The sequence below is a fragment of the Mycobacterium nebraskense genome (assembly GCF_002102255.1).
In the GTDB taxonomy this organism is placed as follows: Bacteria; Actinomycetota; Actinomycetes; order Mycobacteriales; family Mycobacteriaceae; genus Mycobacterium; species Mycobacterium nebraskense.
This window is the reverse complement of record NZ_LQPH01000144.1, coordinates 41,396-62,999: the sequence shown is the minus strand read 5'-3', so window position 1 is coordinate 62,999 and position 21,604 is coordinate 41,396. Positions and strand designations below refer to the sequence as shown.

21 protein-coding genes are annotated in these 21,604 nt (G+C 68.2%); 12 read left to right on the top strand and 9 right to left on the bottom strand.

The annotated features are described in order from the left end of the window. The first annotated feature begins 126 nt into the window (after positions 1-126). A complete protein-coding gene (gene nrdF / locus AWC17_RS19850; protein ID WP_197083479.1) occupies positions 127-1,101 on the top strand; it encodes a class 1b ribonucleoside-diphosphate reductase subunit beta in 975 nt (324 codons plus the stop codon). Positions 1,102-1,172: 71 nt separating this feature from the next. On the opposite strand, the gene AWC17_RS19845 is transcribed toward nrdF, so the two are convergent. Further along, entirely contained in the window at positions 1,173-1,796 is a 624-nt protein-coding gene (locus AWC17_RS19845) for a restriction endonuclease (protein ID WP_046186928.1), read from the bottom strand. A 108-nt stretch (positions 1,797-1,904) separates the two neighbouring features. Here AWC17_RS19845 and AWC17_RS19840 point away from each other — a divergent pair, with 108 nt between their 5' ends. Beyond that, on the top strand, positions 1,905-2,342 hold the full coding sequence (locus AWC17_RS19840; protein WP_231588702.1) for a DUF3349 domain-containing protein: 438 nt from the start codon (positions 1,905-1,907) through the stop codon (positions 2,340-2,342). On the opposite strand, the gene AWC17_RS19835 is transcribed toward AWC17_RS19840, so the two are convergent. Together AWC17_RS19835 and AWC17_RS19830 are read right to left on the bottom strand one after the other, a co-directional pair. Continuing rightward, a complete protein-coding gene (locus AWC17_RS19835) occupies positions 2,337-3,377 on the bottom strand; it encodes an NAD(P)-dependent alcohol dehydrogenase (protein ID WP_046186926.1) in 1,041 nt (346 codons plus the stop codon). The genes AWC17_RS19840 and AWC17_RS19835 overlap by 6 nt on opposite strands. A 113-nt stretch (positions 3,378-3,490) precedes the next feature. Continuing rightward, positions 3,491-4,597, bottom strand: coding sequence for an iron-siderophore ABC transporter substrate-binding protein (locus AWC17_RS19830; protein WP_047321685.1), 1,107 nt, complete (start codon positions 4,595-4,597; stop codon positions 3,491-3,493). Positions 4,598-4,773: 176 nt separating this feature from the next. Here AWC17_RS19830 and ctaD point away from each other — a divergent pair, with 176 nt between their 5' ends. From ctaD to AWC17_RS19790, 8 genes are all read left to right on the top strand, one after another. Continuing rightward, positions 4,774-6,519, top strand: a complete 1,746-nt coding sequence (ctaD, locus tag AWC17_RS19825; protein WP_046187041.1) for an aa3-type cytochrome oxidase subunit I — start codon at positions 4,774-4,776, stop codon at positions 6,517-6,519. Positions 6,520-6,543: 24 nt separating this feature from the next. Next, on the top strand, positions 6,544-7,779 hold the full coding sequence (gene serB / locus AWC17_RS19820) for a phosphoserine phosphatase SerB (RefSeq protein WP_047321686.1): 1,236 nt from the start codon (positions 6,544-6,546) through the stop codon (positions 7,777-7,779). A 45-nt stretch (positions 7,780-7,824) separates the two neighbouring features. Next, positions 7,825-8,667, top strand: a complete 843-nt coding sequence (locus AWC17_RS19815; protein ID WP_046186838.1) for an ABC transporter ATP-binding protein — start codon at positions 7,825-7,827, stop codon at positions 8,665-8,667. After that, on the top strand, positions 8,664-9,485 hold the full coding sequence (locus tag AWC17_RS19810) for an NUDIX hydrolase (RefSeq protein WP_046186837.1): 822 nt from the start codon (positions 8,664-8,666) through the stop codon (positions 9,483-9,485). The genes AWC17_RS19815 and AWC17_RS19810 overlap by 4 nt, the downstream gene beginning before the upstream one ends. Then, the gene (locus AWC17_RS19805; RefSeq protein WP_046186840.1) at positions 9,482-10,246 is read left to right on the top strand and encodes an enoyl-CoA hydratase; all 765 of its coding nucleotides are present in this window, start codon (positions 9,482-9,484) and stop codon (positions 10,244-10,246) included. The genes AWC17_RS19810 and AWC17_RS19805 overlap by 4 nt, the downstream gene beginning before the upstream one ends. Before the next feature lie 10 nt (positions 10,247-10,256). Continuing rightward, the gene (locus AWC17_RS19800) at positions 10,257-11,231 is read left to right on the top strand and encodes a class I SAM-dependent methyltransferase (RefSeq protein ID WP_046186836.1); all 975 of its coding nucleotides are present in this window, start codon (positions 10,257-10,259) and stop codon (positions 11,229-11,231) included. After that, complete coding sequence (locus AWC17_RS19795) at positions 11,189-12,430, top strand: class I SAM-dependent methyltransferase (RefSeq protein ID WP_085165004.1); 1,242 nt, start codon at positions 11,189-11,191, stop codon at positions 12,428-12,430. The genes AWC17_RS19800 and AWC17_RS19795 overlap by 43 nt, the downstream gene beginning before the upstream one ends. A gap of 71 nt (positions 12,431-12,501) precedes the next feature. Beyond that, positions 12,502-13,185 carry an esterase gene (locus tag AWC17_RS19790; RefSeq protein WP_046187082.1) on the top strand — a complete coding sequence of 228 codons (684 nt, stop codon included), beginning with the start codon at positions 12,502-12,504 and terminating at the stop codon, positions 13,183-13,185. Between the two features lie 3 nt (positions 13,186-13,188). On the opposite strand, the gene AWC17_RS19785 is transcribed toward AWC17_RS19790, so the two are convergent. Together AWC17_RS19785 and AWC17_RS19780 are read right to left on the bottom strand one after the other, a co-directional pair. Next, complete coding sequence (locus AWC17_RS19785; RefSeq protein WP_046187083.1) at positions 13,189-13,557, bottom strand: DUF6264 family protein; 369 nt, start codon at positions 13,555-13,557, stop codon at positions 13,189-13,191. Next, positions 13,554-14,912, bottom strand: a complete 1,359-nt coding sequence (locus AWC17_RS19780; protein ID WP_372517403.1) for an outer membrane protein assembly factor BamB family protein — start codon at positions 14,910-14,912, stop codon at positions 13,554-13,556. The genes AWC17_RS19785 and AWC17_RS19780 overlap by 4 nt, the downstream gene beginning before the upstream one ends. Before the next feature lie 103 nt (positions 14,913-15,015). On the opposite strand from AWC17_RS19780, the gene AWC17_RS19775 reads away from it, so the two are divergent. Then, a complete protein-coding gene (locus tag AWC17_RS19775; protein ID WP_046186342.1) occupies positions 15,016-15,753 on the top strand; it encodes an acyltransferase in 738 nt (245 codons plus the stop codon). Between the two features lie 51 nt (positions 15,754-15,804). Here AWC17_RS19775 and AWC17_RS19770 read toward each other — a convergent pair whose 3' ends face one another. The 4 genes from AWC17_RS19770 to AWC17_RS19755 form a co-directional block, all read right to left on the bottom strand. Next, entirely contained in the window at positions 15,805-16,356 is a 552-nt protein-coding gene (locus AWC17_RS19770) for an anti-apoptotic protein (RefSeq protein ID WP_046186341.1), read from the bottom strand. A 134-nt stretch (positions 16,357-16,490) separates the two neighbouring features. After that, entirely contained in the window at positions 16,491-17,819 is a 1,329-nt protein-coding gene (locus AWC17_RS19765; protein WP_046186340.1) for a cryptochrome/photolyase family protein, read from the bottom strand. 15 nt (positions 17,820-17,834) lie between these two features. Continuing rightward, positions 17,835-18,314: a TspO/MBR family protein gene (locus tag AWC17_RS19760; RefSeq protein ID WP_046186339.1), complete on the bottom strand. Its 480-nt coding sequence runs from the start codon at positions 18,312-18,314 to the stop codon at positions 17,835-17,837. Further along, complete coding sequence (locus AWC17_RS19755) at positions 18,311-20,410, bottom strand: MMPL family transporter (RefSeq protein WP_085164991.1); 2,100 nt, start codon at positions 20,408-20,410, stop codon at positions 18,311-18,313. The genes AWC17_RS19760 and AWC17_RS19755 overlap by 4 nt, the downstream gene beginning before the upstream one ends. 165 nt (positions 20,411-20,575) lie before the next feature. Here AWC17_RS19755 and fni point away from each other — a divergent pair, with 165 nt between their 5' ends. Further along, positions 20,576-21,601: a type 2 isopentenyl-diphosphate Delta-isomerase gene (gene fni, locus AWC17_RS19750; protein ID WP_141224690.1), complete on the top strand. Its 1,026-nt coding sequence runs from the start codon at positions 20,576-20,578 to the stop codon at positions 21,599-21,601. Positions 21,602-21,604: the final 3 nt, after the last annotated feature.

Here is a 21,604-nt window from a genome sequence, read left to right as displayed (position 1 = left end):
TGAACGCGGGGTATGTCCGCGACACGCAAACACAAGTTCTTGTGTTCCGCTTTGTTGTCGTACCCCAGGGGTAGTGTTTGGAGCCTGACGTCCCTCAGGAAAAACGGCGTGTGAAGTGGGGTTCTGGTGACCGAAAACATGAAGCTGATTGACCGCGTTTCGGCGATCAACTGGAACCGGCTGCAGGACGAAAAGGACGCCGAGGTCTGGGACCGGCTGACCGGAAACTTCTGGCTGCCCGAGAAGGTGCCGGTGTCCAACGACCTTCCGTCGTGGGCAACGCTGACGCCCGGCGAGAAGCAGCTGACCATGCGGGTGTTCACCGGGCTGACGCTGCTGGACACCATCCAGGGCACGGTGGGGGCGGTCAGCCTGATCCCCGACGCGCTGACCCCGCACGAGGAAGCCGTCTACACCAACATCGCCTTCATGGAGTCGGTGCACGCGCGCAGCTACAGCAACATCTTCTCCACGCTGTGCTCGACCGCCGAGATCGACGACGCCTTCCGCTGGTCGGAGGAGAACCCCAACCTGCAGCGCAAAGCCGAGATCGTCATGCAGTACTACAAGGGCGACCAGCCGCTGAAGCGCAAGGTGGCCTCCACGCTGCTGGAAAGCTTCCTGTTCTACTCCGGCTTCTACCTGCCGATGTACTGGTCGAGCCGGGCCAAGCTGACCAACACCGCCGACATGATCCGGCTGATCATTCGCGACGAGGCCGTGCACGGCTACTACATCGGCTACAAGTACCAGCGTGGGCTGGCGCTGGTCGACGAGGCCAAGCGCGCCGAGCTCAAGGACTACACCTACGAGCTGCTTTTCGAGCTCTACGACAACGAGGTGGAGTACACCCAGGATCTCTACGACGAGGTCGGGCTGACCGAGGACGTCAAGAAGTTCCTGCGCTACAACGCCAATAAGGCGCTGATGAATCTCGGCTACGAGGCGCTGTTCCCGCGCGACGAGACCGACGTGAACCCGGCGATCCTGTCGGCGCTCTCACCCAACGCCGACGAGAACCACGACTTCTTCTCCGGGTCGGGGTCGTCGTACGTGATCGGCAAGGCCGTCGTCACCGAAGACGAGGACTGGGACTTCTAAAGCCGCAGGTTGTTTTCAGAATCGGGCCGGCCGCACCGTCGGGGGGGAGGGACTGGGGCCGGCCCGATCTCCTATTCAGACACCCGCTGGGCCGATTTTCTTCCCGCCGGAGTTTCAGCGGCCTGTGCGGGCGGTGGCACCCAGGCCTGCAGGACTTTGCGGCCGATCAATTGGCAACCATGGGTGTGCGCCAATTGCTTTGCGGCCCTGGTGAATTCCCGATTGCTCACCACGATGCTCCTGGCGCACCCATGGTGGCGGGCGCCGGAGACCACCTGCTGGACGGCCGCGACGCCCACCGATTTGCCGTAGCGCTTGCACTGGACCGCCACCGAGTGGCCGTCCTTGTCTGCGATCAGGTCGACGCCGTAGTCCCCGACCGTCGGGGTGAACTTGACCCGCCAGCCGGCCCGGCGCAGGCGGGTGGCCACGTAGCCCTCGAACTCGACCCCGTCCATGCCGTCGATCGCGCGCATGGTCGCGTCGGCGCGCCCCGCGCGCGGCCATTGACGCTTCGTCGACCAGCCGACGAGCACCTCGAGCAGCAGCATCACGTAGAACGCCGCAAACCCCATCCCGGGGCTGTGTTCGACGACGCCGACGAACAGCCCGCAGGCCAGTGGGATGACGACGAGCGCCTTGAGCACGCCTCGATGGTAGGGATCGGCGACGACAAACTCGGCCTCTAACCGCACGGGTCGCGCCCGAGCTGGACGTGTTCGGGCCATGAACGGCATATGAATTGTGGGGACGGAGCGACGGCTCGCTAGCGCGGGTGATGCCACTGCCCTGACACTGTTCTGGTGACGAAACCCGCCTCCCCTGAGAAGGATCACCGCCACCATTTCTGCCGTTCAGTGATTCGGTGGCTGCAGGTCGGCTACCCGGACGGCGTTCCCGGCCCGGACCGCGTGCCGTTGATGGCCTTGCTGCGCAGCACACCGCTGACCGAAGACCAGATCCGGGAGGTGGTGCGCGAGATCACCGCGAAGGAAGGGTCTCCGGAGACCGTCGATCACCCGATCGATCGCGACGAGATCGCCGAATTCATTTCCGACATGACGCAGTTCGACGCCGGCAAGGAAAACATCATCCGGGTGGCCGCCACGTTGGCCGCGGCCGGATGGCCGCTGGCCGGCATCGACGTCAGCGAGGTCGTTCCCGACGACGAGCACGCGGAGGCGGCCGAGGTCATCGCCCGTGACTGCGCGCCCGAACAACCGTCAGAGGTTGCCTCATAGCTTCGAGATGTCGATGACGAATCGGTAGCGAACGTCGCTCGCCAGGACGCGCTCGTAGGCCTCGTTGATGTAGTCCGGGTCGATCAGCTCGATTTCGGGCGTCAAATCGTGTTCGGCACAGAAGTCCAGCATCTCCTGGGTTTCGGCGATCCCACCGATGTTCGACCCGGAGAGGCTGCGCCGCGCCAACGCCAGCGCGAACGCCCCCACCTCCATCGGGTGCTCGGGGATGCCCAATTCGACGAGCGTGCCATCGACGTCGAGCAGGTTGAGGTAGTCGTTGAGTTTCAGGTTCGCCGAGACGGTGTTCAGCATCAGGTCGAAGCTGCCGCGCAGCTTCTTGAAGGTGTTGGGGTCGGCCGTGGCGTAGTAATGCTTGGCGCCCAGCCGTAGGCCGTCTTCCATCTTCTTCAGCGACTGCGACAGCACGGTCACCTCGGCGCCCATCGCCGCGCCCAGCTTCACGCCCATGTGCCCCAGGCCACCCAGGCCGATGATCGCCAGCCGGGTGCCCTCGCCGGCCTTCCAGTGCCGCAGCGGCGAAAACAGCGTGATGCCCGCGCACAGCAGCGGCGCCGCTTTGTCCAGCGGCAGCGAGTCGGGGATGCGCAGGACGAAGTTCTCGTCGACGACGATCGCCTGGCTGTAGCCGCCCTGCGTCGTCGTGCCGTCTTTGTCGATGGCGTTGTAGGTGAAGGTCGCGCCCTTCTTGCAGTACTGCTCGAGGCCGGCCCGGCAACTGCTGCACTGACCGCAGGAGTTCACCATGCAGCCCACCCCGACGTGGTCGCCCACCTTGTACTTGGTGACCGCGGAGCCCACCTCGGTCACCACGCCGGCGATCTCGTGGCCCACGACCACGGGGTAATTCGGTACGCCCCATTCGCCTTTGGCCGTGTGGATGTCGGAGTGGCAGATGCCGGCGAACTTGATGTCGATCGCCACGTCGTGCGGTCCCGGGTCGCGCCGCTCGATGGTGGTCTTGGTCAGTGGTTCAGTTGCCGATGTGGCGGCGTAGGCCGAAACGGTGCTCATTGATATCCCTCTTGAATGGTTGCGTCCTAAAAAGTTTAGCTAAGGTAATGTTCCGGGGCCAATCGTGGCCGCTCGCTGTCACCTTAGGGCGGCGGGTAGCCGCCGCCCGGCCGCTAATTGATCGGGGCGTTCACCAGGCGCAGGTCGTCGACGATGCCGCGGGCCGCGATCAGGCCCTCGCCGGTCTGCCACACCTCGTCGTTGACGACGTAGACCCGGTTGTCATGGTTGGCCGACAGCTTGCGCCACGGGTTGCTGTCCAGCACCGTGGCGGCGCGCTGGGCGGCCGCGGGTGACGCACATGACACGTAGACGACGTCGGCATCCGCTGCGGAGAGGTCCGGGTTCTTGGCCAGGTCGGTGTCGGTGGCGCCGATCTCGATGTACGTCTTGTCGGTGAACCGTTGGGACGCCGGCCGGTCCACCCCGACGGCGCCGAGCACGCTGGCCGGGAAGTTGTTGGTGCCGTACACGCGGATCGTGTCGGTGGTCAGCTGCACGATGGACGCCTGGAAATGGGAGGCGTCGTGCCTGGCACCGACGTCGCTGGCCCGCTGCGAAAAGCCGTTGAGCAGCGCGTCCGCCGCGCCGCCGCGCGCCGTCGCGGCTCCCACCCCGCGCAGGTTGTCCTCCCAGGCCGCGCCGGGCGCCGCGGTGAACACCGTCGGGGCGATCCCGGCCAGCTGCGAATACAGCTTGGGCGTCAACCCCTGCGATCCCAGGATGAGGTCGGGGTGGGCGGCCGCGATGCCGGCCAGGTCCGGGTTGCTGCGGGTTCCGACGCCGGGCACGCCGTGCACCGCGCTGCCCAGGTAGGCGGGCTGGCTCGACGATCCGTCCGGCAGCGCCGCGGCGACCACCCGCGACTGCAGGCCAAGGGCGCACAGGGCGTCGAGCTGGTCGCCGGCCAGCACCACGATGCGCTGCGGCTCCGCCGGCACCTGCACCACGTCCGGAGTGACGCCGGCCGCGTTGTGAGCCTGCCGCGTCTTCGGCCCCGGATCGGCCGCCGCGGCATCCCGCGCGCACGACTCGTCCGGGTGGCGGTCGTTTCCGAGGACGCCCGCACCCGCGATCTGCGTGGTGGGTGTGACCAGCGCGGGGGTCGGTGCCTTGGCGCCGGGCTTGCCGGATCCGCAACCGCTGCACGTGACGGCGACCGCCGCCGCCAGCGCGGCGGCCGCGCGCAGCGACGCGGGTCGGGGCACGCCGAAAAGCACGCGTCAGACGCTAACATCCGCCAGCTCCGCGCCCGGCGCACCGAAACGACACGCCGCTCCGCCGAGCCAATTACGACAGTTTGTAGGACCAGCCCTGACGTCGGCATGATCGGCGGTTAAGATTCGTGTCAGCTCTGTTTTGGGCCCCTGTCCTATCCGGATGTTTGGAGAAGCTGTTGACAGCCGAAGCGCCCCCCTTGGGAGAACTCGAGGCCGTTCGTCCGTACCCGGACCGGACCGGCCCCAAAGGGAACCTCGTCTACAAACTGATCACGACCACCGATCACAAGATGATCGGCATCATGTACACGGTCACCTGCTTCGTCTTCTTCTTCATCGGCGGACTGATGGCCCTCTTGATGCGCACCGAGCTGGCCGCGCCGGGACTGCAGTTCCTGTCGAATGAGCAGTACAACCAGCTGTTCACCATGCACGGCACGATCATGCTGCTGCTGTACGCCACACCGGTCGTCTTCGGGTTCGCCAACCTGGTGCTGCCGCTGCAGATCGGCGCACCCGACGTGGCGTTCCCGCGACTGAACGCCTTCTCGTTCTGGCTGTTCCTGTTCGGCGGTCTGACCGCGTCGGCCGGCTTCATCGTCCCGGGTGGGGCCGCGGACTTCGGCTGGACGGCCTACACGCCGCTGTCCGACGCCGTCCACTCACCCGGCGCCGGGGGAGACCTGTGGATCACCGGCCTGATCGTCGCCGGTCTGGGCACCATCCTGGGTGCGGTCAACATGATCACCACCGTGGTGTGCATGCGCGCGCCCGGCATGACGATGTTCCGGATGCCGATCTTCACCTGGAACATCCTCGTGACGTCGATCCTGATCCTGATCGCGTTCCCGATCCTGACCGCCGCGCTGTTCGGGCTGGCCGCCGATCGACATCTAGGGGCCCACGTCTACGACGCCGCGAACGGCGGGGTCCTGCTGTGGCAGCACCTGTTCTGGTTCTTCGGCCATCCCGAGGTGTACATCATCGCGCTGCCGTTCTTCGGGATCATCACCGAGATCATCCCGGTGTTCGCCCGCAAGCCGGTCTTCGGTTACACCACCCTGGTTTACGCGACGCTGTCGATCGCCGCGCTGTCGGTCGCGGTGTGGGCGCACCACATGTTCGCCACCGGAGCCGTTCTGCTGCCGTTCTTTTCGTTCATGACGTATCTGATCGCGGTGCCGACCGGGATCAAGTTCTTCAACTGGATCGGCACGATGTGGAAGGGGCAACTCACCTTTGAGACCCCGATGCTGTTCTCGGTGGGCTTCCTGGTGACCTTCCTGCTGGGCGGTCTGACCGGGGTGATGCTGGCCAGCCCGCCGCTGGATTTCCACGTCACCGACACCTACTTCGTGGTCGCGCACTTCCACTACGTGCTGTTCGGAACGATCGTGTTCGCCACGTTCGCGGGCGTCTACTTCTGGTTCCCCAAGATGACCGGCAGGCTGCTCGACGAGCGGCTGGGCAAACTGCACTTCTGGTTGACGTTCATCGGCTTCCACACCACCTTCCTGGTGCAGCACTGGTTGGGCGATATGGGTATGCCGCGCCGCTACGCCGACTACCTGCCCTCGGACGGCTTCCAGCCGTACAACATCGCCTCGACGGTCGGCGCCTTCATCCTGGGCGCGTCGATGTTCCCGTTCGTGTGGAACGTCTTCAAGAGCTGGCGTTACGGCGAGGTCGTGACCGTCGACGACCCCTGGGGCTACGGCAACTCGCTGGAGTGGGCGACCAGCTGCCCGCCGCCGCGGCACAACTTCACCGAGCTGCCCCGGATCCGTTCGGAGCGCCCGGCTTTCGAGCTGCACTACCCGCACATGGTGGAGCGGCTGCGCGCCGAGGCGCACGTGGGCCGTGCTCACGGGCCGTCGGACAAGGACGTCACCAGGCTGGACGACGTCAACGTGCGCAGTTGATGGCCTGATAGGCGGCTATCGCGAGTGAGCACACCGAAGGTGTCGGTGCTGATCACCGTCACCGGAGTCGACCAACCGGGCGTCACGTCGGCCCTTTTCGAGGCGCTCTCCCGGCATGGTGTCGAGTTGCTCAACGTCGAACAGGTGGTGATAAGGCACCGTCTGACGCTCGGCGTGCTGGTGTGCTGTCCGGCGGACGTCGCCGACGGCCCCGAGCTGCGCCGTGACGTCGAAACGGCGATCCGCGGGGTGGGCCTCGACGTCAGCATCGAGCGCAGCGAGGACGTGCCGATCATTCGGGATCCCTCGACCCACACCATTTTCGTCCTGGGCCGGCCCATCACCGCAGGCGCGTTCGGCGCGGTGGCCCGGGCGGTGGCCGGCCTGGGGGTCAACATCGACCTCATCCGCGGTGTCTCCGACTACCCGGTGACCGGCCTGGAGCTACGGGTCTCCGTGCCGCCGGGATCGGACGCCGCGCTGCGGACCGCCCTGAACCAGGTCTCGGCCGAGGAGCGCGTCGACGTGGCGGTCGAGGACTACACCCTGGAGCGGCGGGCCAAACGGCTGATCGTGTTCGACGTGGACTCGACGCTGGTGCAGGGCGAGGTCATCGAGATGCTGGCCGCCCGCGCGGGTGCCGAGGGCAAGGTCGCCGCCATCACCGAGGCCGCCATGCGGGGCGAGCTGGACTTCGCGCAGTCGCTCGAACAGCGGGTGGCCACCCTGGCGGGTCTGCCCGCCACCGTGATCGACGAGGTCGCCGAGCAGCTGGAGCTGATGCCCGGGGCCCGGACCACGCTGCGGACGTTGCGGCGGTTGGGTTTTCACTGTGGTGTGGTTTCCGGCGGCTTCCGGGGGATCATCGAGCCGTTGGCCGAGGAGCTGATGCTGGACTACGTCGCCGCCAACGAGCTGGAGATCGTCGACGGCAAACTCACCGGGCGAGTCGTCGGCCCGATCGTCGACCGCGCCGGCAAGGCCACGGCGCTGCGGGACTTCGCGGAGCGGGCCGGGGTGCCGATGGCGCAGACCGTCGCCGTCGGCGACGGCGCCAACGACATCGACATGCTGGCCGCGGCGGGGCTGGGGGTGGCGTTCAACGCCAAGCCGGCGTTGCGGGAGGTGGCCGACGCCTCGCTGAGCCACCCGTACCTGGACACCGTGCTGTTCCTGCTGGGCGTGACGCGCGGCGAAATCGAGGCCGCCGACGCGGTGGACGGCGAGGTCCGCCGGGTGGAAATCCCGCCTGAGTCGTAGCGACCCGGCAGGTATCGGGCCGCCGCGGTACGGCACGATGGTCGGGTGTCCGAAGACGGAAGCGAGGCAGCCGACCCCGATCTGCTGATCGACTTCAGGAACGTGTCGCTGCGGCGCGACGGCCAAATCCTCGTCGGGCCATTGGATTGGGCGGTCGAACTCGACGAGCGCTGGGTCATCGTCGGCCCGAACGGGGCGGGCAAGACGTCGCTGCTGCGGATCGCGGCGGCGGCCGAGCACCCCTCGTCGGGTGTCGCCTTCGTGCTCGGCGAGCGGCTGGGCCGGGTGGACGTGTCGGAGTTGCGCTCCCGGATCGGGCTGAGCTCGTCGGCGCTGGCGCAACGCATCCCCACCGACGAGGTGGTGCGCGACCTGGTCGTCTCCGCCGGCTACGCGGTGCTGGGCCGCTGGCGGGAACGCTACGAGGACGTCGACTACCGCCGGGCCACCGACATGCTGGAAAGCCTGGGCGCCGAACACCTCGCGGACCGCAGCTACGGAACGCTGTCGGAAGGCGAGCGCAAGCGCGTGTTGATCGCCCGTGCGCTGATGACCGATCCGGAACTGCTGCTGCTCGACGAACCGGCCGCCGGCCTGGACCTGGGCGGGCGTGAGGAGTTGGTGGCGCGGCTGGCCGACCTCGCCGCCGATCCCGATGCCCCCGCGCTGGTGCTGGTCACCCACCACGTCGAGGAAATCCCGCCCGGCTTCAGCCACTGCATGCTGCTGTCCGAAGGGCAGGTGGTCGCCGCTGGGTTGCTGACCGACGTGCTGACCGCCGAGAACCTGTCCACCGCGTTCGGCCAGTCGATCGCCCTCGACGTCGTCGACGGGCGCTATTTCGCCCGGCGCGTCCGCACCCGCGCAGCACATCGGAGGCAGCTATGACGTCACCAACCGAGCAGCCCCCGCTGGTCCCGCGCCCGGCGGCGACGGTGATGCTGGTCCGCGATGACCCGGGCGGTATCGCCGTCTTCCTGATGCGCCGGCACGCCAAGATGGAGTTCGCCGCGGGCACGATGGTGTTCCCCGGCGGCGGCGTCGATGACCGCGACCGCAACGCCGACATCGCATGGGCCGGCCCGCCGCCCCATTGGTGGGCGGAGCGCTTCGGCATCGAGCCCGACCTGGCGGAAGCGCTGGTCTGCGCCGCGGCCCGGGAGACGTTCGAGGAATCGGGGGTGCTGTTCGCGGGTCCGGCCGGCGATCCGGATGGCATCGTCGGCGACGCCTCGGTGTACGCCGACGCCCGCCGCGCGCTTGCCGACGGGACGTTGTCGTTCGCGGATTTCCTGCGCCGCGAGAACCTGGAGCTGCGCTCCGACCTGCTCCGGCCGTGGGCCAACTGGGTCACCCCCGAAGCCGAGCGCACCCGCCGCTATGACACCTACTTCTTTGTGGGAGCCCTGCCGGAGGGGCAGCGGGCCGACGGCGAGAACACCGAATCCGACCACGCCGGCTGGACGACGCCGCAGGCCGCCATCGACGACTTCTCCACCGGCCGCTGTTTCCTGCTGCCGCCGACGTGGACCCAGCTGGACTCGCTGGCCGGACGGACCGTCGCGGACGTGCTGGCCGTCGAGCGGCAGATCGTGCCGGTGCAGCCGCACATCGAGATCCAGGGCGACAACTGGGTCTTCGAGTTCTTCGACTCCGACCGCTACCACCAGGCACGCGAAGCCGGCGGGATGGGGTGGCGGCATTGAGCGAGTTCGTCAGCACGGTGGTCAGTGACGGCTCGCGGGATGCCGGCCTGGCCATGTTGCTGCTGTCGCGGCCGCCGACGAACGCGATGACCCGACAGGTCTACCGGGAGATCGTGGCGGCGGCCGGCGAGTTGGGGGAGCGCGACGACGTGGCCGCGGTCATCCTGTTCGGTGGCCACGAGATTTTCTCGGCCGGCGACGACATGCCGGAGCTGCGGACGCTGACCGCGCCGGAGGCCGAGACGGCGGCCCGGGCGCGGCAGCAAGCCATCGATGCCGTGGCGGGCATTCCGAAGCCGACGGTCGCGGCGATCACCGGATACGCGCTGGGCGCCGGGCTCACGCTGGCCCTGGCCGCCGATTGGCGCGTCGGCGGTGACAACGTGAAGTTCGGCGCGACCGAGATCCTGGCCGGCTTGATCCCCGGCGGCGACGGCATGGCCCGCCTGACCCGCGCTGCCGGGGCGAGCAGGGCCAAGGAACTGGTGTTCAGCGGCCGGTTCTTCGACGCCGAGGAGGCGCTGGCGCTGGGCCTGATCGACGAAATGGTGGCCCCCGACGACGTGTACGACGCCGCCGCGGGGTGGGCACGCCGCTTCCTCGATGGCCCGCGACACGCGCTGGCCGCCGCCAAGGCCGGCATCAACGACGTGTTCGAGCTGAGTTCGGCCGACCGGGGCGCCGCCGAGCGGCGCCGCTACGTCGACGTCTTCGCCGCTGGTCAGGCCGGTGAAGAGGACTCCGAATCCGGCGCCCGTTAGGCTGCCCTTCATGACGACGAGTTCGACCGATGCCGTTCCCAACCCGCATGCCACGGCCGAGCAGGTGGAAGCCGCGCGGCATGACAGCAAGCTGGCCCAGGTCCTCTACCACGACTGGGAAGCCGAGTCGTACGACGAGAAGTGGTCGATCTCTTATGACCAACGCTGCGTGGACTACGCCCGGGACTGCTTCGACGGCATCGTGCCCGACGAGGTGCTGCGGGAGCTGCCGTACGATCGGGCCCTCGAACTGGGCTGTGGCACAGGGTTTTTCCTGCTCAACCTGATCCAGTCCGGGGTGGCCCGGCGCGGGTCGGTGACCGACCTGTCGCCCGGGATGGTCAAGGTCGCCACCCGCAACGGGCAGTCACTGGGGCTGGACATCGACGGCCGGGTCGCCGACGCCGAGGGAATCCCGTACGAGGACAACACCTTCGACCTGGTGGTCGGACACGCCGTGCTCCATCACATCCCCGATGTCGAGCTGGCGCTGCGGGAGGTCGTCCGGGTGCTGCGGCCCGGCGGCCGGTTCGTCTTCGCCGGTGAGCCGACCGCCGTTGGCGACACCTACGCCCGCACGTTGTCCACTTTGACCTGGCGCGTCGCGACCAACGTCACCAAGTTGCCCGGTCTGGACGGCTGGCGGCGACCGCAGGCAGAACTCGACGAATCCTCCCGCGCCGCGGCCTTGGAGGCCCTCGTCGACCTGCACACCTTCACACCGGGCGACCTGGAGCGGATGGCTGGCAACGCCGGGGCGGCTGAAGTGCAAACGGCCACAGTGGAATTCACCGCCGCGATGCTGGGCTGGCCGATGCGCACGTTCGAATGCGCGGTGCCGCCCGGGCGGCTCGGCTGGGGCTGGGCAAGGCTTGCGTTCAACAGCTGGAAGACGCTGAGTTGGCTGGACGCCAATGTCTTGCGGCACGTGGCGCCGAAGGGCTGGTTCTACAACGTGATGATCACCGGGGTCAAGCCCTCCTGAGTGACGGTCTCACCTTCGGTGTCGGGGACGTCCGTTATCTGCGGTCGGAGTCGGGCGCCGCGGCGCTGGCGGCGGTCGCCGAGCTCGAGCTGACCGACGCCACCCGGGTCGCGGACATCGCCGCGGTGCGGGCCCGGTTTGGCGACCGGGCGGCGGTGTTGGTGGAGACGACGTTGCTGCGCCGGCGCGCGGCCGACAAACTCGGCGGGCTGGGCACCGACATTCCGGTGTCGAACTGGCTGTTCACCGACGAGGCGCTGCAGCAAGCCACCGCGGCCCCGGTGGCTTTGCACCGCGCCAGGCGGCTGGCCGAGGCGGGAGTCGTCGTGCACGACGCGACCTGTTCGATCGGCACCGAATTGGCCGCGCTGCGCCACGTGGGGGTCCGGGCGGTGGGCAGCGACCTCGATCCGGTGCGGCTGGCGATGGCCCGGCACAACCTGGGGGAGGCGGCGCACCTCTGCCGTGCCGACGCGCTGGCTCCGGTGACCCGCGATGCCGCGGTGCTCGTGGACCCGGCGCGACGTGGCGGCGGGCGGCGCCGCTTCCGCGTCGATGACTACCGTCCCGGCCTGGGCGCGTTGATCGGCACCTACCCGGACCGCGATCTCGTCGTAAAGTGCGCTCCCGGAATAGATTTCGATGAAGTGAGCCGACTCGGCTTCGGCGGTGAGATCGAGGTGACGTCGTATCGCGGTTCGGTGCGCGAAGCGTGCCTGTGGTCGGCCGGACTGGCGCAGCGGGGCGTCCGCCGGCGAGCCAGTGTCCTCGATCGCGGCGAGCAGATAACCGACACCGACCCGGACGACTGCCCGGTGCGGCCGGCCGGGCGGTGGATCGTCGACCCGGACGGCGCGGTGGTCCGGGCCGGGCTGGTGCGCCACTACGGCGCGCGGCACGGGCTGTGGCAACTCGATCCCGACATCGCCTACCTGTCGGGGGATGAGCTGCCGTCAGCGGTCCGGGGCTTCGAGGTGCTCGAGCAGCTGGCGTTCGATGAGCGACGGCTCCGCCAGGCGTTGTCGGCCCTGGACTGCGGGACGCTGGAGGTCCTGGTTCGCGGTGTGCGGGTCGACCCCGATGCGCTGCGGCGACGGATGCGGCTGCGCGGTGCCCGGCCCCTGTCGGTGGTCATCACCCGCATCGGGTCGCGGGCCGCCGGTCGCGCGACGGCGTTCGTCTGCCGTGCGTCGCGATAGCGCCGGGTACTCTGGTGCGATCGCTCTGCCAGGCGCCCAGCCCCCGCCTACCCCGCAAGGACAATAGAAGAATGCGTTATCTGATAGCGGCCGTGGTGCTCACATCGGTGGCCCTGTTGGGCTGGCCGGCGGCCGCAGCCCCGCCGTCGTGTGCCAGCTTGGGCGGCACCATCGAGGACGGCCAGATGTGTCGCGTGCGCGCCACCGGCCCGACCTACACGCTCAACATGGCGTTCCCCGCCGACTATCCCGACGAGCAAGTGCTGACGGACTACATCACGCAAAACCGGGACGGTTTCGTCAACGTCGCACAGAGTTCCGGCTCGCGCGACCAGCCCTACCAATTGGAGGCCACCACCGAGCAACGCAGCGCCGGTCAGCCGCCGCACAGCACCCGCAGCGTGGTGCTCAAGTTCTTCCAGGACCTCGGCGGAGCGCACCCCTCGGTCTGGTACAAGGCGTTCAACTACAACCTCGGGACAAAGCAGCCGATCACGTTCGACAACCTGTTTGCACCGGGCACCACGCCGCTGGACAGCATCTTCCCATTCGTGCAGCGCGACCTGGAGCGCCAAACCCCTTTGGGCGCAGCCATTCTGCCCTCGACCGGGCACGACCCGACGCACTATCAGAACTTCGCCATCACCGACGACCAGCTGATCTTCTACTTCGCACCCGGTGAAATGCTGCCGGCGTTTGCCGGGGCGGTCCAGGCCCAGGTGCCCCGCAACGCCATCCCGCCGCTGGCCCTCTGACGCCTAGACGGGGCCGGCCTGCAACTCCATTGCCACGGCGCCGACCGTGAGCCCGACCTGTGCCAGGCAACCGATGATCGGGACAAAGAATGCCCGTCGGCGCCGGCTGAGGAGATAAACCGCCACCACCGCGTCGAGGAGCAAGACGGCGCCGCCGCCCAAGGTCGCCAGCGTCATGGCCCGTTCGATCCACGCAGGGTCGCCACACTTCACCGAGCCGCACGGGTCGGTTGCCATGACCAGCAGGCCGAGCAGGCCGAACGTCGCCCCGAACAAGCATGCGTGCAGGATCAGCAGGACGAGGGTCGCGGCGAGGTCGGCGGGCCGGCCGCGAGGCGCGTCGGCGGTTGGCACCCGACGATTATCGGTCAGGCCGGCGCGAAGCCGTACACCTGACCGTCGCTGGTGGCGGCCACCACCCGACGATCGGTGCCGACCGAAACCCCGACCGGATATCCGGTGGCGGCCGGAAGCGGATAGGTCCCCTGCGTGTGGCCATTGCCGGGATCGAAGACCAGGACCGACATGCCGGGTGCGCCGTTCGCGGCCGCGGCGCCGATGACCGTGTAGCCGACACCCGCGCCGGCCAGGCTCGATGACGACAGCGGGACGACGTCGTCGCGGCGCCACGCCTGATCGGCGTGATCGCCCGCGTCCTTGAACGCCACCAACCGGGTGTCGGGGCCGCCGCCCGACACGATGAGGCCCTCAGGCGTGACCGCGGGTGGCGTCTGCGCCAGGAACCCCAGCGGCGCCGACCACTTCACTTTCCCGTCGCCGGCGTGCAGTGCCCACAGTCGCTGGTCGCGGCCGTTGACGTAGACGGTCGACCCGTCGGCCGACAGCACCGGGCTCGCGATGACACCGGAGCCGATGGCGTCGCTGGTCCACTCCCGCGACAGCAGTGGCGTCTGCCCGGGGTGATACTTCAGCCCGACCAGCCCCGCGGCCGGGGCGCCCGGCTGCCAGACGCCCAGCACCGCCATCTGGCTGGCCGGCGAGAAGGCGGGTGCGGCGGCCACCGGGCAGCCAGGCTGGGCCGGCGCGCAATCGGCCAACCCGCGCGTCGCGTCGGTGGGATCGACGCCCTCAACCAGATCCATCGGGCTGCCGACCACCACGCCGCGGTGGGCCTCGAAAACCAGCACCTGGCCCAGGTGCGTCGCGACGAGCAGCTGCCCGTGCCCGAGAAACCTTGGGGTTGCGGGCATTCCGATCACCGGCTGCCGCCACCGCGTCCACTGCGTCACCGGGAAGGAGAGGAACGCGCCGGGCTGGCCGACGTAGAGGTTGTCGAACCCGTCGAACAGGGGGCCCGCGAAGCCGCCGCCCTGAAACAGCCGCACACACCAGCGCTGCCGGCCGTTGTCGTCGTTCTCCCACTCCATCAGCGAACATCCGGCCGGAGTCTGCGCGTTGAGCGCCAGATAGCCGCGCGCGCTCAGCGCCGGGCCCGCCGCCAAGCTGCCTTTGACCGAGCGCGTCCACCGCAGCGACAGCTTGGTGGCGCCGTTGGTGCCGGTGTAGCTGCTGTTGGCGGCGTCGCCGTATTGCGCGGGCCAGCCGGCCGCGGCCGACGCCTCCACCCACGAGTCGGTGTTGGCACAACCGCCGAGCCCCACCGCGATCACGGCCGCCAGCAGCGCAGATGAGCAACGCCGAAGCCCACGCGGGAGATGTCGGTCAAGCACCTCGATTCCCAGATCCTTCCCCGGGGCGTTCGGCATGAGCGGCCAGTGAGTACAGGTGAGGGTAACCCGTGGCGACTCGGCTCTGGCGGATTGCCCGCGGTTCCCAGTTCGCTGACTCGGCGCGCTAGGCTGTCCGGCCATGACGAGCATGTGGGGTGCGCCGGTCCATCGCCGCTGGCGTGGATCGAACCTGCGGGACCCACGTCAGGCCAAGTTCCTCACGCTGGCCTCGCTGAAATGGGTGCTGCGCAACCGCGCATACACACCCTGGTACCTGGTGCGCTACTGGCGGCTGCTGAAGTTCAAGCTCGCCAACCCGCACATCATCACCCGCGGGATGGTGTTCCTGGGCAAGGACGTGGAGATCCACGCGACGCCCGAACTGGCGCAGCTGGAGATCGGCCGGTGGGTGCACATCGGCGACAAGAACACCATTCGCGCGCACGAAGGTTCGCTGCGGTTCGGCGACAAAGTGGTGCTGGGCCGCGACAACGTCATCAATGCCTACCTCGACATCGAGCTCGGCGATTCGGTCCTGATGGCCGACTGGTGCTACGTCTGCGACTTCGACCACCGCATGGACAACATCAACCTGCCGATCAAGGACCAGGGAATCGTCAAGTCGCCGGTGCGGATCGGGCCCGACACCTGGGTGGGGGTGAAGGTGACGGTGCTGCGCGGCACGGCCGTCGGCCGCGGCTGCGTGCTGGGGTCACACGCGGTGGTCCGCGGTGTCATCCCCGACTACTCGATCGCGGTCGGTGCGCCGGCCAAGGTGGTCAAGAACCGCCAGCTCGCCTGGGAGAGCTCGGCCGCCCAGCGGGCGGAACTGGCCGCCGCGCTGGCCGACATCGAGCGCAAGAAGGCCGCCCGCTAGGCAAATGGCGGTGACCCGCAGCGCCCGGCTGCGCTGCGCTCGCGGTCACCGCTAGGAGGCCGGTTCGGGATGGTCGTCGACCTTGAAGTCGAAGTTGACGTCGCCGGCGTCGACGTTGGTGACGGTCACCGCAATGCCGTATTTGTCGGTGCCGTCGACGAGTTGGCACCGTAATGTCGCGCCCTGAACGCCCTTCAGGTTGTCGGGGCAGGTAACCGAATCCGGCTTTCTGCCCACCTGCTGGGCCAGCTTGTTGCTGATGATGCTGGCGACCTGGTTCTTGTCGACCGTCTCCACCATGTCGAACTTGACGTCCTTGCCGTCAACGCTGGTCACGGTCACGTTGACATTGAAGGTCTGGTTCTTGACCTTCATCTCGCAATTGAGTTGCGCCCCAACCTTGGCCGGCAGATCGTTCGGGCAGTTCACCGAATCGGGCTTGTTGCCGGCTGCGTCGGTCATCTTGGAGGTGATCTGGCCGGCGACATCGCTCTTGCTGACCGTGTGCGACGAGCCGACGGAACACGAACAGGCGTCAACGCCCGCCAGCAACCCCACGGCGGCACCGGAGACCAGCAACGTCCGAACGATGAAGTGTGTCATTGGTGCCTCCCGAGCGGCTTGACAACTGCGAATCGGCTGATAATTGCATGCCAAACAGCTCCGGGGTAGGCGATTGAGCAAACATTCACGCAAGCGACAATTCGTTGCTGAGCGAAGTGCGTCCGTCTCGTGGGTCAGATGCTCTGATAGCGCCGCAGCGCTTCGGCGCGCTCGGCGCCGTGGTCGACGATCGGGGCCGGGTAGCCGGCCGGCCGTTCGCCCTTGCGCAGGTGCGCATCGTCGGCCGAGCGCAGCTCGGACACCCATCGCCGGATGTAATCCCCGGACGGGTCGAACTTTTCGCCCTGGGTGGTCGGGTTGAACACCCGGAAGTACGGCGCGGCATCGGTGCCGCAGCCCGCGCACCACTGCCACCCGTGCTGGTTGTTTGCCATGTCGCCGTCGACCAGCTGATCCAGGAACCACTCGGCGCCCCACTGCCAGGGCAGGTGCAGGTCTTTAACCAGAAACGAGGCGACGATCATCCGTACCCGGTTGTGCATGAAGCCGGTCTCGCGCAGTTGACGCATGCCGGCGTCCACCAGCGGAAAACCGGTTTCGCCGGCCTTCCAGGACTCGAAGCGGCGTTTCGCTTCGGCGCCGGTGTCGGTACGGATGCCGTCGAACTGGCTGTTCCAGTTGTGCCAGGCGCTGGCCGGCCAGTGATGCAGCACGTCGGCGTAGAAGTCGCGGAACGCCAACTCGCGCACATACGCCTGCGCTCCGGCGTGACGGAGGTCGAGGTCGGCGACCATGGTGCGGGGATGGATGGTGCCGAACTTCAGGTGCGCCGACATCCGGCTGGTGCCGTTCAGGTCGGGCCGGTTACGTTCCTCGTCGTACCGTTGTAACCCGTTGTCCACGAACGACTTCCACTGCTGGCGGGCGGCCGCCTCACCGGCGGCAACGTCGAGCGCGGCGCCCGGATCGGGGATCTCGGTTTGTTGGATCCGCAGCTGCGCCGGATCGAGCCAGCGAGCGGACCCGGCGCCCGATTTCGCCGGTACCCGCCAGCCGCGCTCGCGCCATTGGCGCAGAAACGGAGTGAACACCTGGTAGGGGGAGCCGTCCTTCTTGGTGACCCGGCCCGGCGAGACCAGGTACGGCGACCCGGTGGCCACCAGGGGAACGGAATCCAGTGCGGCACGGACCCGTTCGTCACGGCGCTTACCGTAGGGCGCGAAATCTTCGGAGATGTGCACGGCCGATGCGCCGATCTCCTTGGCGATGCGCGGGATCAGCTTGTCGGGCCGCCCACGGGTCACCAGTAGCCGGCCACCCAGGTCGTCACGCAGCTGTCGCAGCGAGTCACCCAGGAACTGGAGTCGCCGCCGGCCGGAGGAAGCCTCGAGCTTCGGATCGAGCACGAAACAGGCGAGGACTTCCCCGTCATCGGCCGCGGCATTCAGCGCCGGATGGTCACCCAACCGCAGGTCGCGACGAAACCATAAGAGGGTCGGCATGATCCGATGGTTTCCTCAGCGGTTGAGCCGCCAAACATGGGTCGCGAGGGCGGTCGCGAAGGAACACCACAGTGGGTACGCCGACAGGGCCAGTCCGGCCCGCGGGTCGGCTTGCGCGGCCCGGCGCGCGAGGTCGGCGCTGCTGGCTGTCAGCACGACGGCACCGGCCGCCGAGGCGCCGAGTTTGTGGAAACGAAAGAAGAGCCAACTCCATGCGGCGTTGAGAACGAGGTTCACGCCGAGCGCTGCGGCGTAGCGGCGCGCTTTGTCCTGTTGTCCCGACGCCCGAAACCGGTCGATGGCCACCGCGGACGTGACCGCGATGTCGCCGTAGAGGGTGGTCCATGCCACCGGGAAGGCGGCGTTGGGGGGCTGATACGGCGGCTTGCGGAGCCGCGCATACCAGTCGGAAACGGCGTCGGCGCTCGCGATGCTTCCGGACCCGGCGGCGGCGGCGACGGCGAGGCTTGTCGCGGCCAGCGTTGACCTGTTCACGGGATGCTCCCTTCATGTTGATCTTCGGCTTGTGCTGCAACGGCTTTGGTAGATTCCGGTTCGGCGGGCCACCAGATACGGTCACCGATGAGGGCGAACAGCGCGGGGATGACGAGTGTGCGGACCACGAAGGTGTCCAGCAGGATGCCGAGGCCGACGATGATTCCCAGCTGGGTCAGCACGATCAACGGCAACACACCGAGCACGCAGAAGACTGCGGCCAAAACGATTCCCGCACTGGTGATGACGCCGCCGGTGGCCGACACCGCGGCGACCATCCCGGCGCGTGCGCCGCGCTGCGCGGACTCCTCGCGGGCGCGGGTGACCAGAAAGATGGTGTAGTCCACGCCGAGGGCGGCCAGGAACAGGAACGCGAACAGCGGGGTGCTGTTGTCCAGCGCCGGGAACCCGAAGACGTGGCTGCTGGCCCAGCCGCCCATGCCGAGCGCGGCCAGTGCCCCGAGAATCGTCGCGGCCAGCAGTGTGGGCGGCGCGAGGGCCGACCGCAGCAGGACATAGAGGACAACCAGGATGACCGCGAGGATCGCCGGGATCAGCACATGCCGGTCGTGGGTGGCCGCGTTGCGGACGTCGAGCGCCTGCGCATCGGCCCCGCCCACCAGCGCCGCGGGGCTGGCCGACTTGGTCGTATCACGCAGTGCGGCAATGGTATTGAACGCGCGATCGGAGGACGGCGGCGCATCGATGATCACCGACCACTTCGTCAACCCGGACGCCGAGCGGCCGGAATCAGTCGCCGATACCACGCCGGGGGTCGCCCTGATGGCCTGCGGCACCCGCGAGAGGGTGGGGGCGATGACCAGCGTGGGGTTGGCCAGGCCGGCCGGAAAGTGGGCGGCCACAATGTCGTAGCCGGACACCGAATCCGCGTGGACCCGGAACTGTTCGGTCTGGGACAAGCCGATGCGCGTGCCCAGGAGGCCGGTGGACAGCGCCGCCAGACCCGCGATCGCAACCGTCGCGACCAGCGCCGGACGCCGGTTCACCCAGTCCCCGACGCGGTGCCAGGCACCGGAATCCGCGGTTGGGGTGTCCTCCGGGCGGGGAATGAAGGGCCAGAACAACCGCCGGCCGCACAGCGCCAGCAGCGGTAGCAGTATCACCAGAGCCGACACCGCGGCGACCACGAGTCCGCATGCCGCCAGCGCGCCCAGACTGCGCGTGCTCGGGGTCGAGGCGAACAGCAAGGTGAGCAGCGCCAGCACCACGGTGGCGTTGCTGGCGACGATCGCAGGCCCGGCCATCCGCACTGCGCGGTGCAAGGCCTCTCGATGACCGCTATGGCGCCGAAGCTCCTGCCGGTAGCGGGAAATCAGCAGCAGCGCGTAGTTGGTGCCCGCGCCGAAGACCAGCACACTGGTGATCCCGGAGGTGGCGCCGTCGAAGCTGAGCCCGGTCAGCGACGCCACCGCGGTACCCACCGCCGCCGCGACCCGGTCGGCGAACCCGACCACGAGCAGCGGCACCAGCCACAGCACCGGGGAACGGTAGGTGGCGATCAGCAGCAGCGCCACCACCGACGCCGTCACCGCGAGCAGGGTGACGTTCGCATTAGTGAACGCGCCGGCGATATCGGCGCCGAACGCCGGGCCGCCGGTGACGTGGGCCTGCAGCTCCGCCGGCAGGCCGGTGGAGGCGGCCTTGCGCAGGTTGGCGACCACGCCGCTCAGGCTGAGTCCCGACAGGTTGGCGCTGACGGGCACCACCGCAATGGCCGCCTTGCCGTCGCCCGACACCTGCGCCGGCGCCGCTCCGATCGCCCCATCCGCCTTTGCGGCGGCCCGCATGCGGTCGCCGGCCGCTTGGGCGGCGGTGACGTCGGCCGGGCCGAGCGCAGCGCCGTCCGAGCGGCTCACCACCAGGATCAGCGGAGCGCGGTCACCCCCGGGGAACTGGCGGGCCACGGCGTCGACCCTGGCCGAATCTGAACCGGACGGCACCGATAGCGGCGCCTGTCCGGCGGCGGCGTTAGCGCCGACGACCGCCATGAAGCCGATGCCAAGCAGGAGGGCACCCAGTGCGAACAGCCACGAGCGTCGCCCCGTTACGGCTGCGGCCACGCGATCCCACACCACGAATCGAAGTCTTTCAGTATGTTAAACATTAATCAACTGAAATTACGCAACGTCACGCATAGAGCGCCGGCGATACGCAACAAGGGGCACTATGGACATTATGGATGTGCGGGGCCGGGGGTTCGTCGCGCCGGGGGGCCTGGCGTGACGGTCGACCGTGGGCCCATGACCACCCGCAAGCGGCGGCACATCGACGTGTGCCTCGGCGAGCAGGTCAACTATGAGCACCTCAGTACCGGGTTGGACCGCTATCAATTGCCCTACAACGCCCTGACCCAGACCAGCCTCAGCGACATCGACCTGTCCACCAAATTTTTCGGTGCGAACCTGCGGGCGCCGATTCTGATCGGTGCGATGACCGGTGGTGCCGAGTTGTCGGGCACCATCAACCGGAATCTGGCCGCGGCCGCTCAACAACTCGGCATCGGGATGATGCTCGGCTCGCAGCGAATAATGCTGGACAGCGCGCTGGGGGAGCGGGCCGCGGCCAGTTTTACCGTTCGTGATGTGGCTCCGGATGTGTTGCTGTTCGGCAACATCGGTCTGGCCCAGCTGACCAGGGCCGCCGCGCCCGATCTTGCGAAGGCTCTCGACCGGGTGGGCGCCGATGCGCTTGCGGTGCACACCAATCCGTTGCAGGAAGCGATCCAGCGCAACGGTGACACCGACTTCTCCGGTTCGTTGGACAGGCTGCGGGATGTGGCCGACGCGATAGATCGCCCGGTTTTGCTCAAGGAGGTCGGCCACGGGATCGGCGGCGCGGCCGCCGCGGAACTGGTTGGGACCGAAGGAGACTTGCCGGTGTCCGGAATAGACGTCGCGGGCGCCGGCGGCACCTCGTGGTCGCGGGTCGAGCAGTTCGTTCGGTACGGCGAACTGCGCTACCCGCACCTGGCTGATTGGGGCATTCCGACAGCGAGGGCGGTCGTGGAGGTGCGGGAGGTGCTGCCCGAGATTCCCCTGGTGGCTTCGGGTGGTATCCGGACCGGTATGGATGCGGCCAAGGCGATCGCGTTGGGCGCCGACGTCGTGGCGGTGGCTCGTCCCCTGCTGCCGGCCGCGATCGATTCCGCTGCGGCCGTGGTCGATTGGTTGCAGCCGTTCATCGACGAGCTTCGGGTCTGCCTGCACGGCTGCGGTGCCGCAAGCCTTTCGGGGTTGCGCGCCGTCGACCTCACGCCTGTCTCATAGAGC

Coding starts and splice junctions, on each gene's coding strand:
- AWC17_RS19835 (WP_046186926.1), bottom strand. CDS start 3,377: ATGAGCACCGTTTCGGCCTACGCCGCCACATCGGCAACTGAACCACTG.
- AWC17_RS19810 (WP_046186837.1), top strand. CDS start 8,664: ATGACGTCACCAACCGAGCAGCCCCCGCTGGTCCCGCGCCCGGCGGCG.
- AWC17_RS19800 (WP_046186836.1), top strand. CDS start 10,257: ATGACGACGAGTTCGACCGATGCCGTTCCCAACCCGCATGCCACGGCC.
- AWC17_RS19790 (WP_046187082.1), top strand. CDS start 12,502: ATGCGTTATCTGATAGCGGCCGTGGTGCTCACATCGGTGGCCCTGTTG.
- AWC17_RS19780 (WP_372517403.1), bottom strand. CDS start 14,912: ATGCCGAACGCCCCGGGGAAGGATCTGGGAATCGAGGTGCTTGACCGA.
- AWC17_RS19775 (WP_046186342.1), top strand. CDS start 15,016: ATGACGAGCATGTGGGGTGCGCCGGTCCATCGCCGCTGGCGTGGATCG.
- AWC17_RS19770 (WP_046186341.1), bottom strand. CDS start 16,356: ATGACACACTTCATCGTTCGGACGTTGCTGGTCTCCGGTGCCGCCGTG.
- AWC17_RS19765 (WP_046186340.1), bottom strand. CDS start 17,819: ATGCCGACCCTCTTATGGTTTCGTCGCGACCTGCGGTTGGGTGACCAT.
- fni (WP_141224690.1), top strand. CDS start 20,576: ATGACCACCCGCAAGCGGCGGCACATCGACGTGTGCCTCGGCGAGCAG.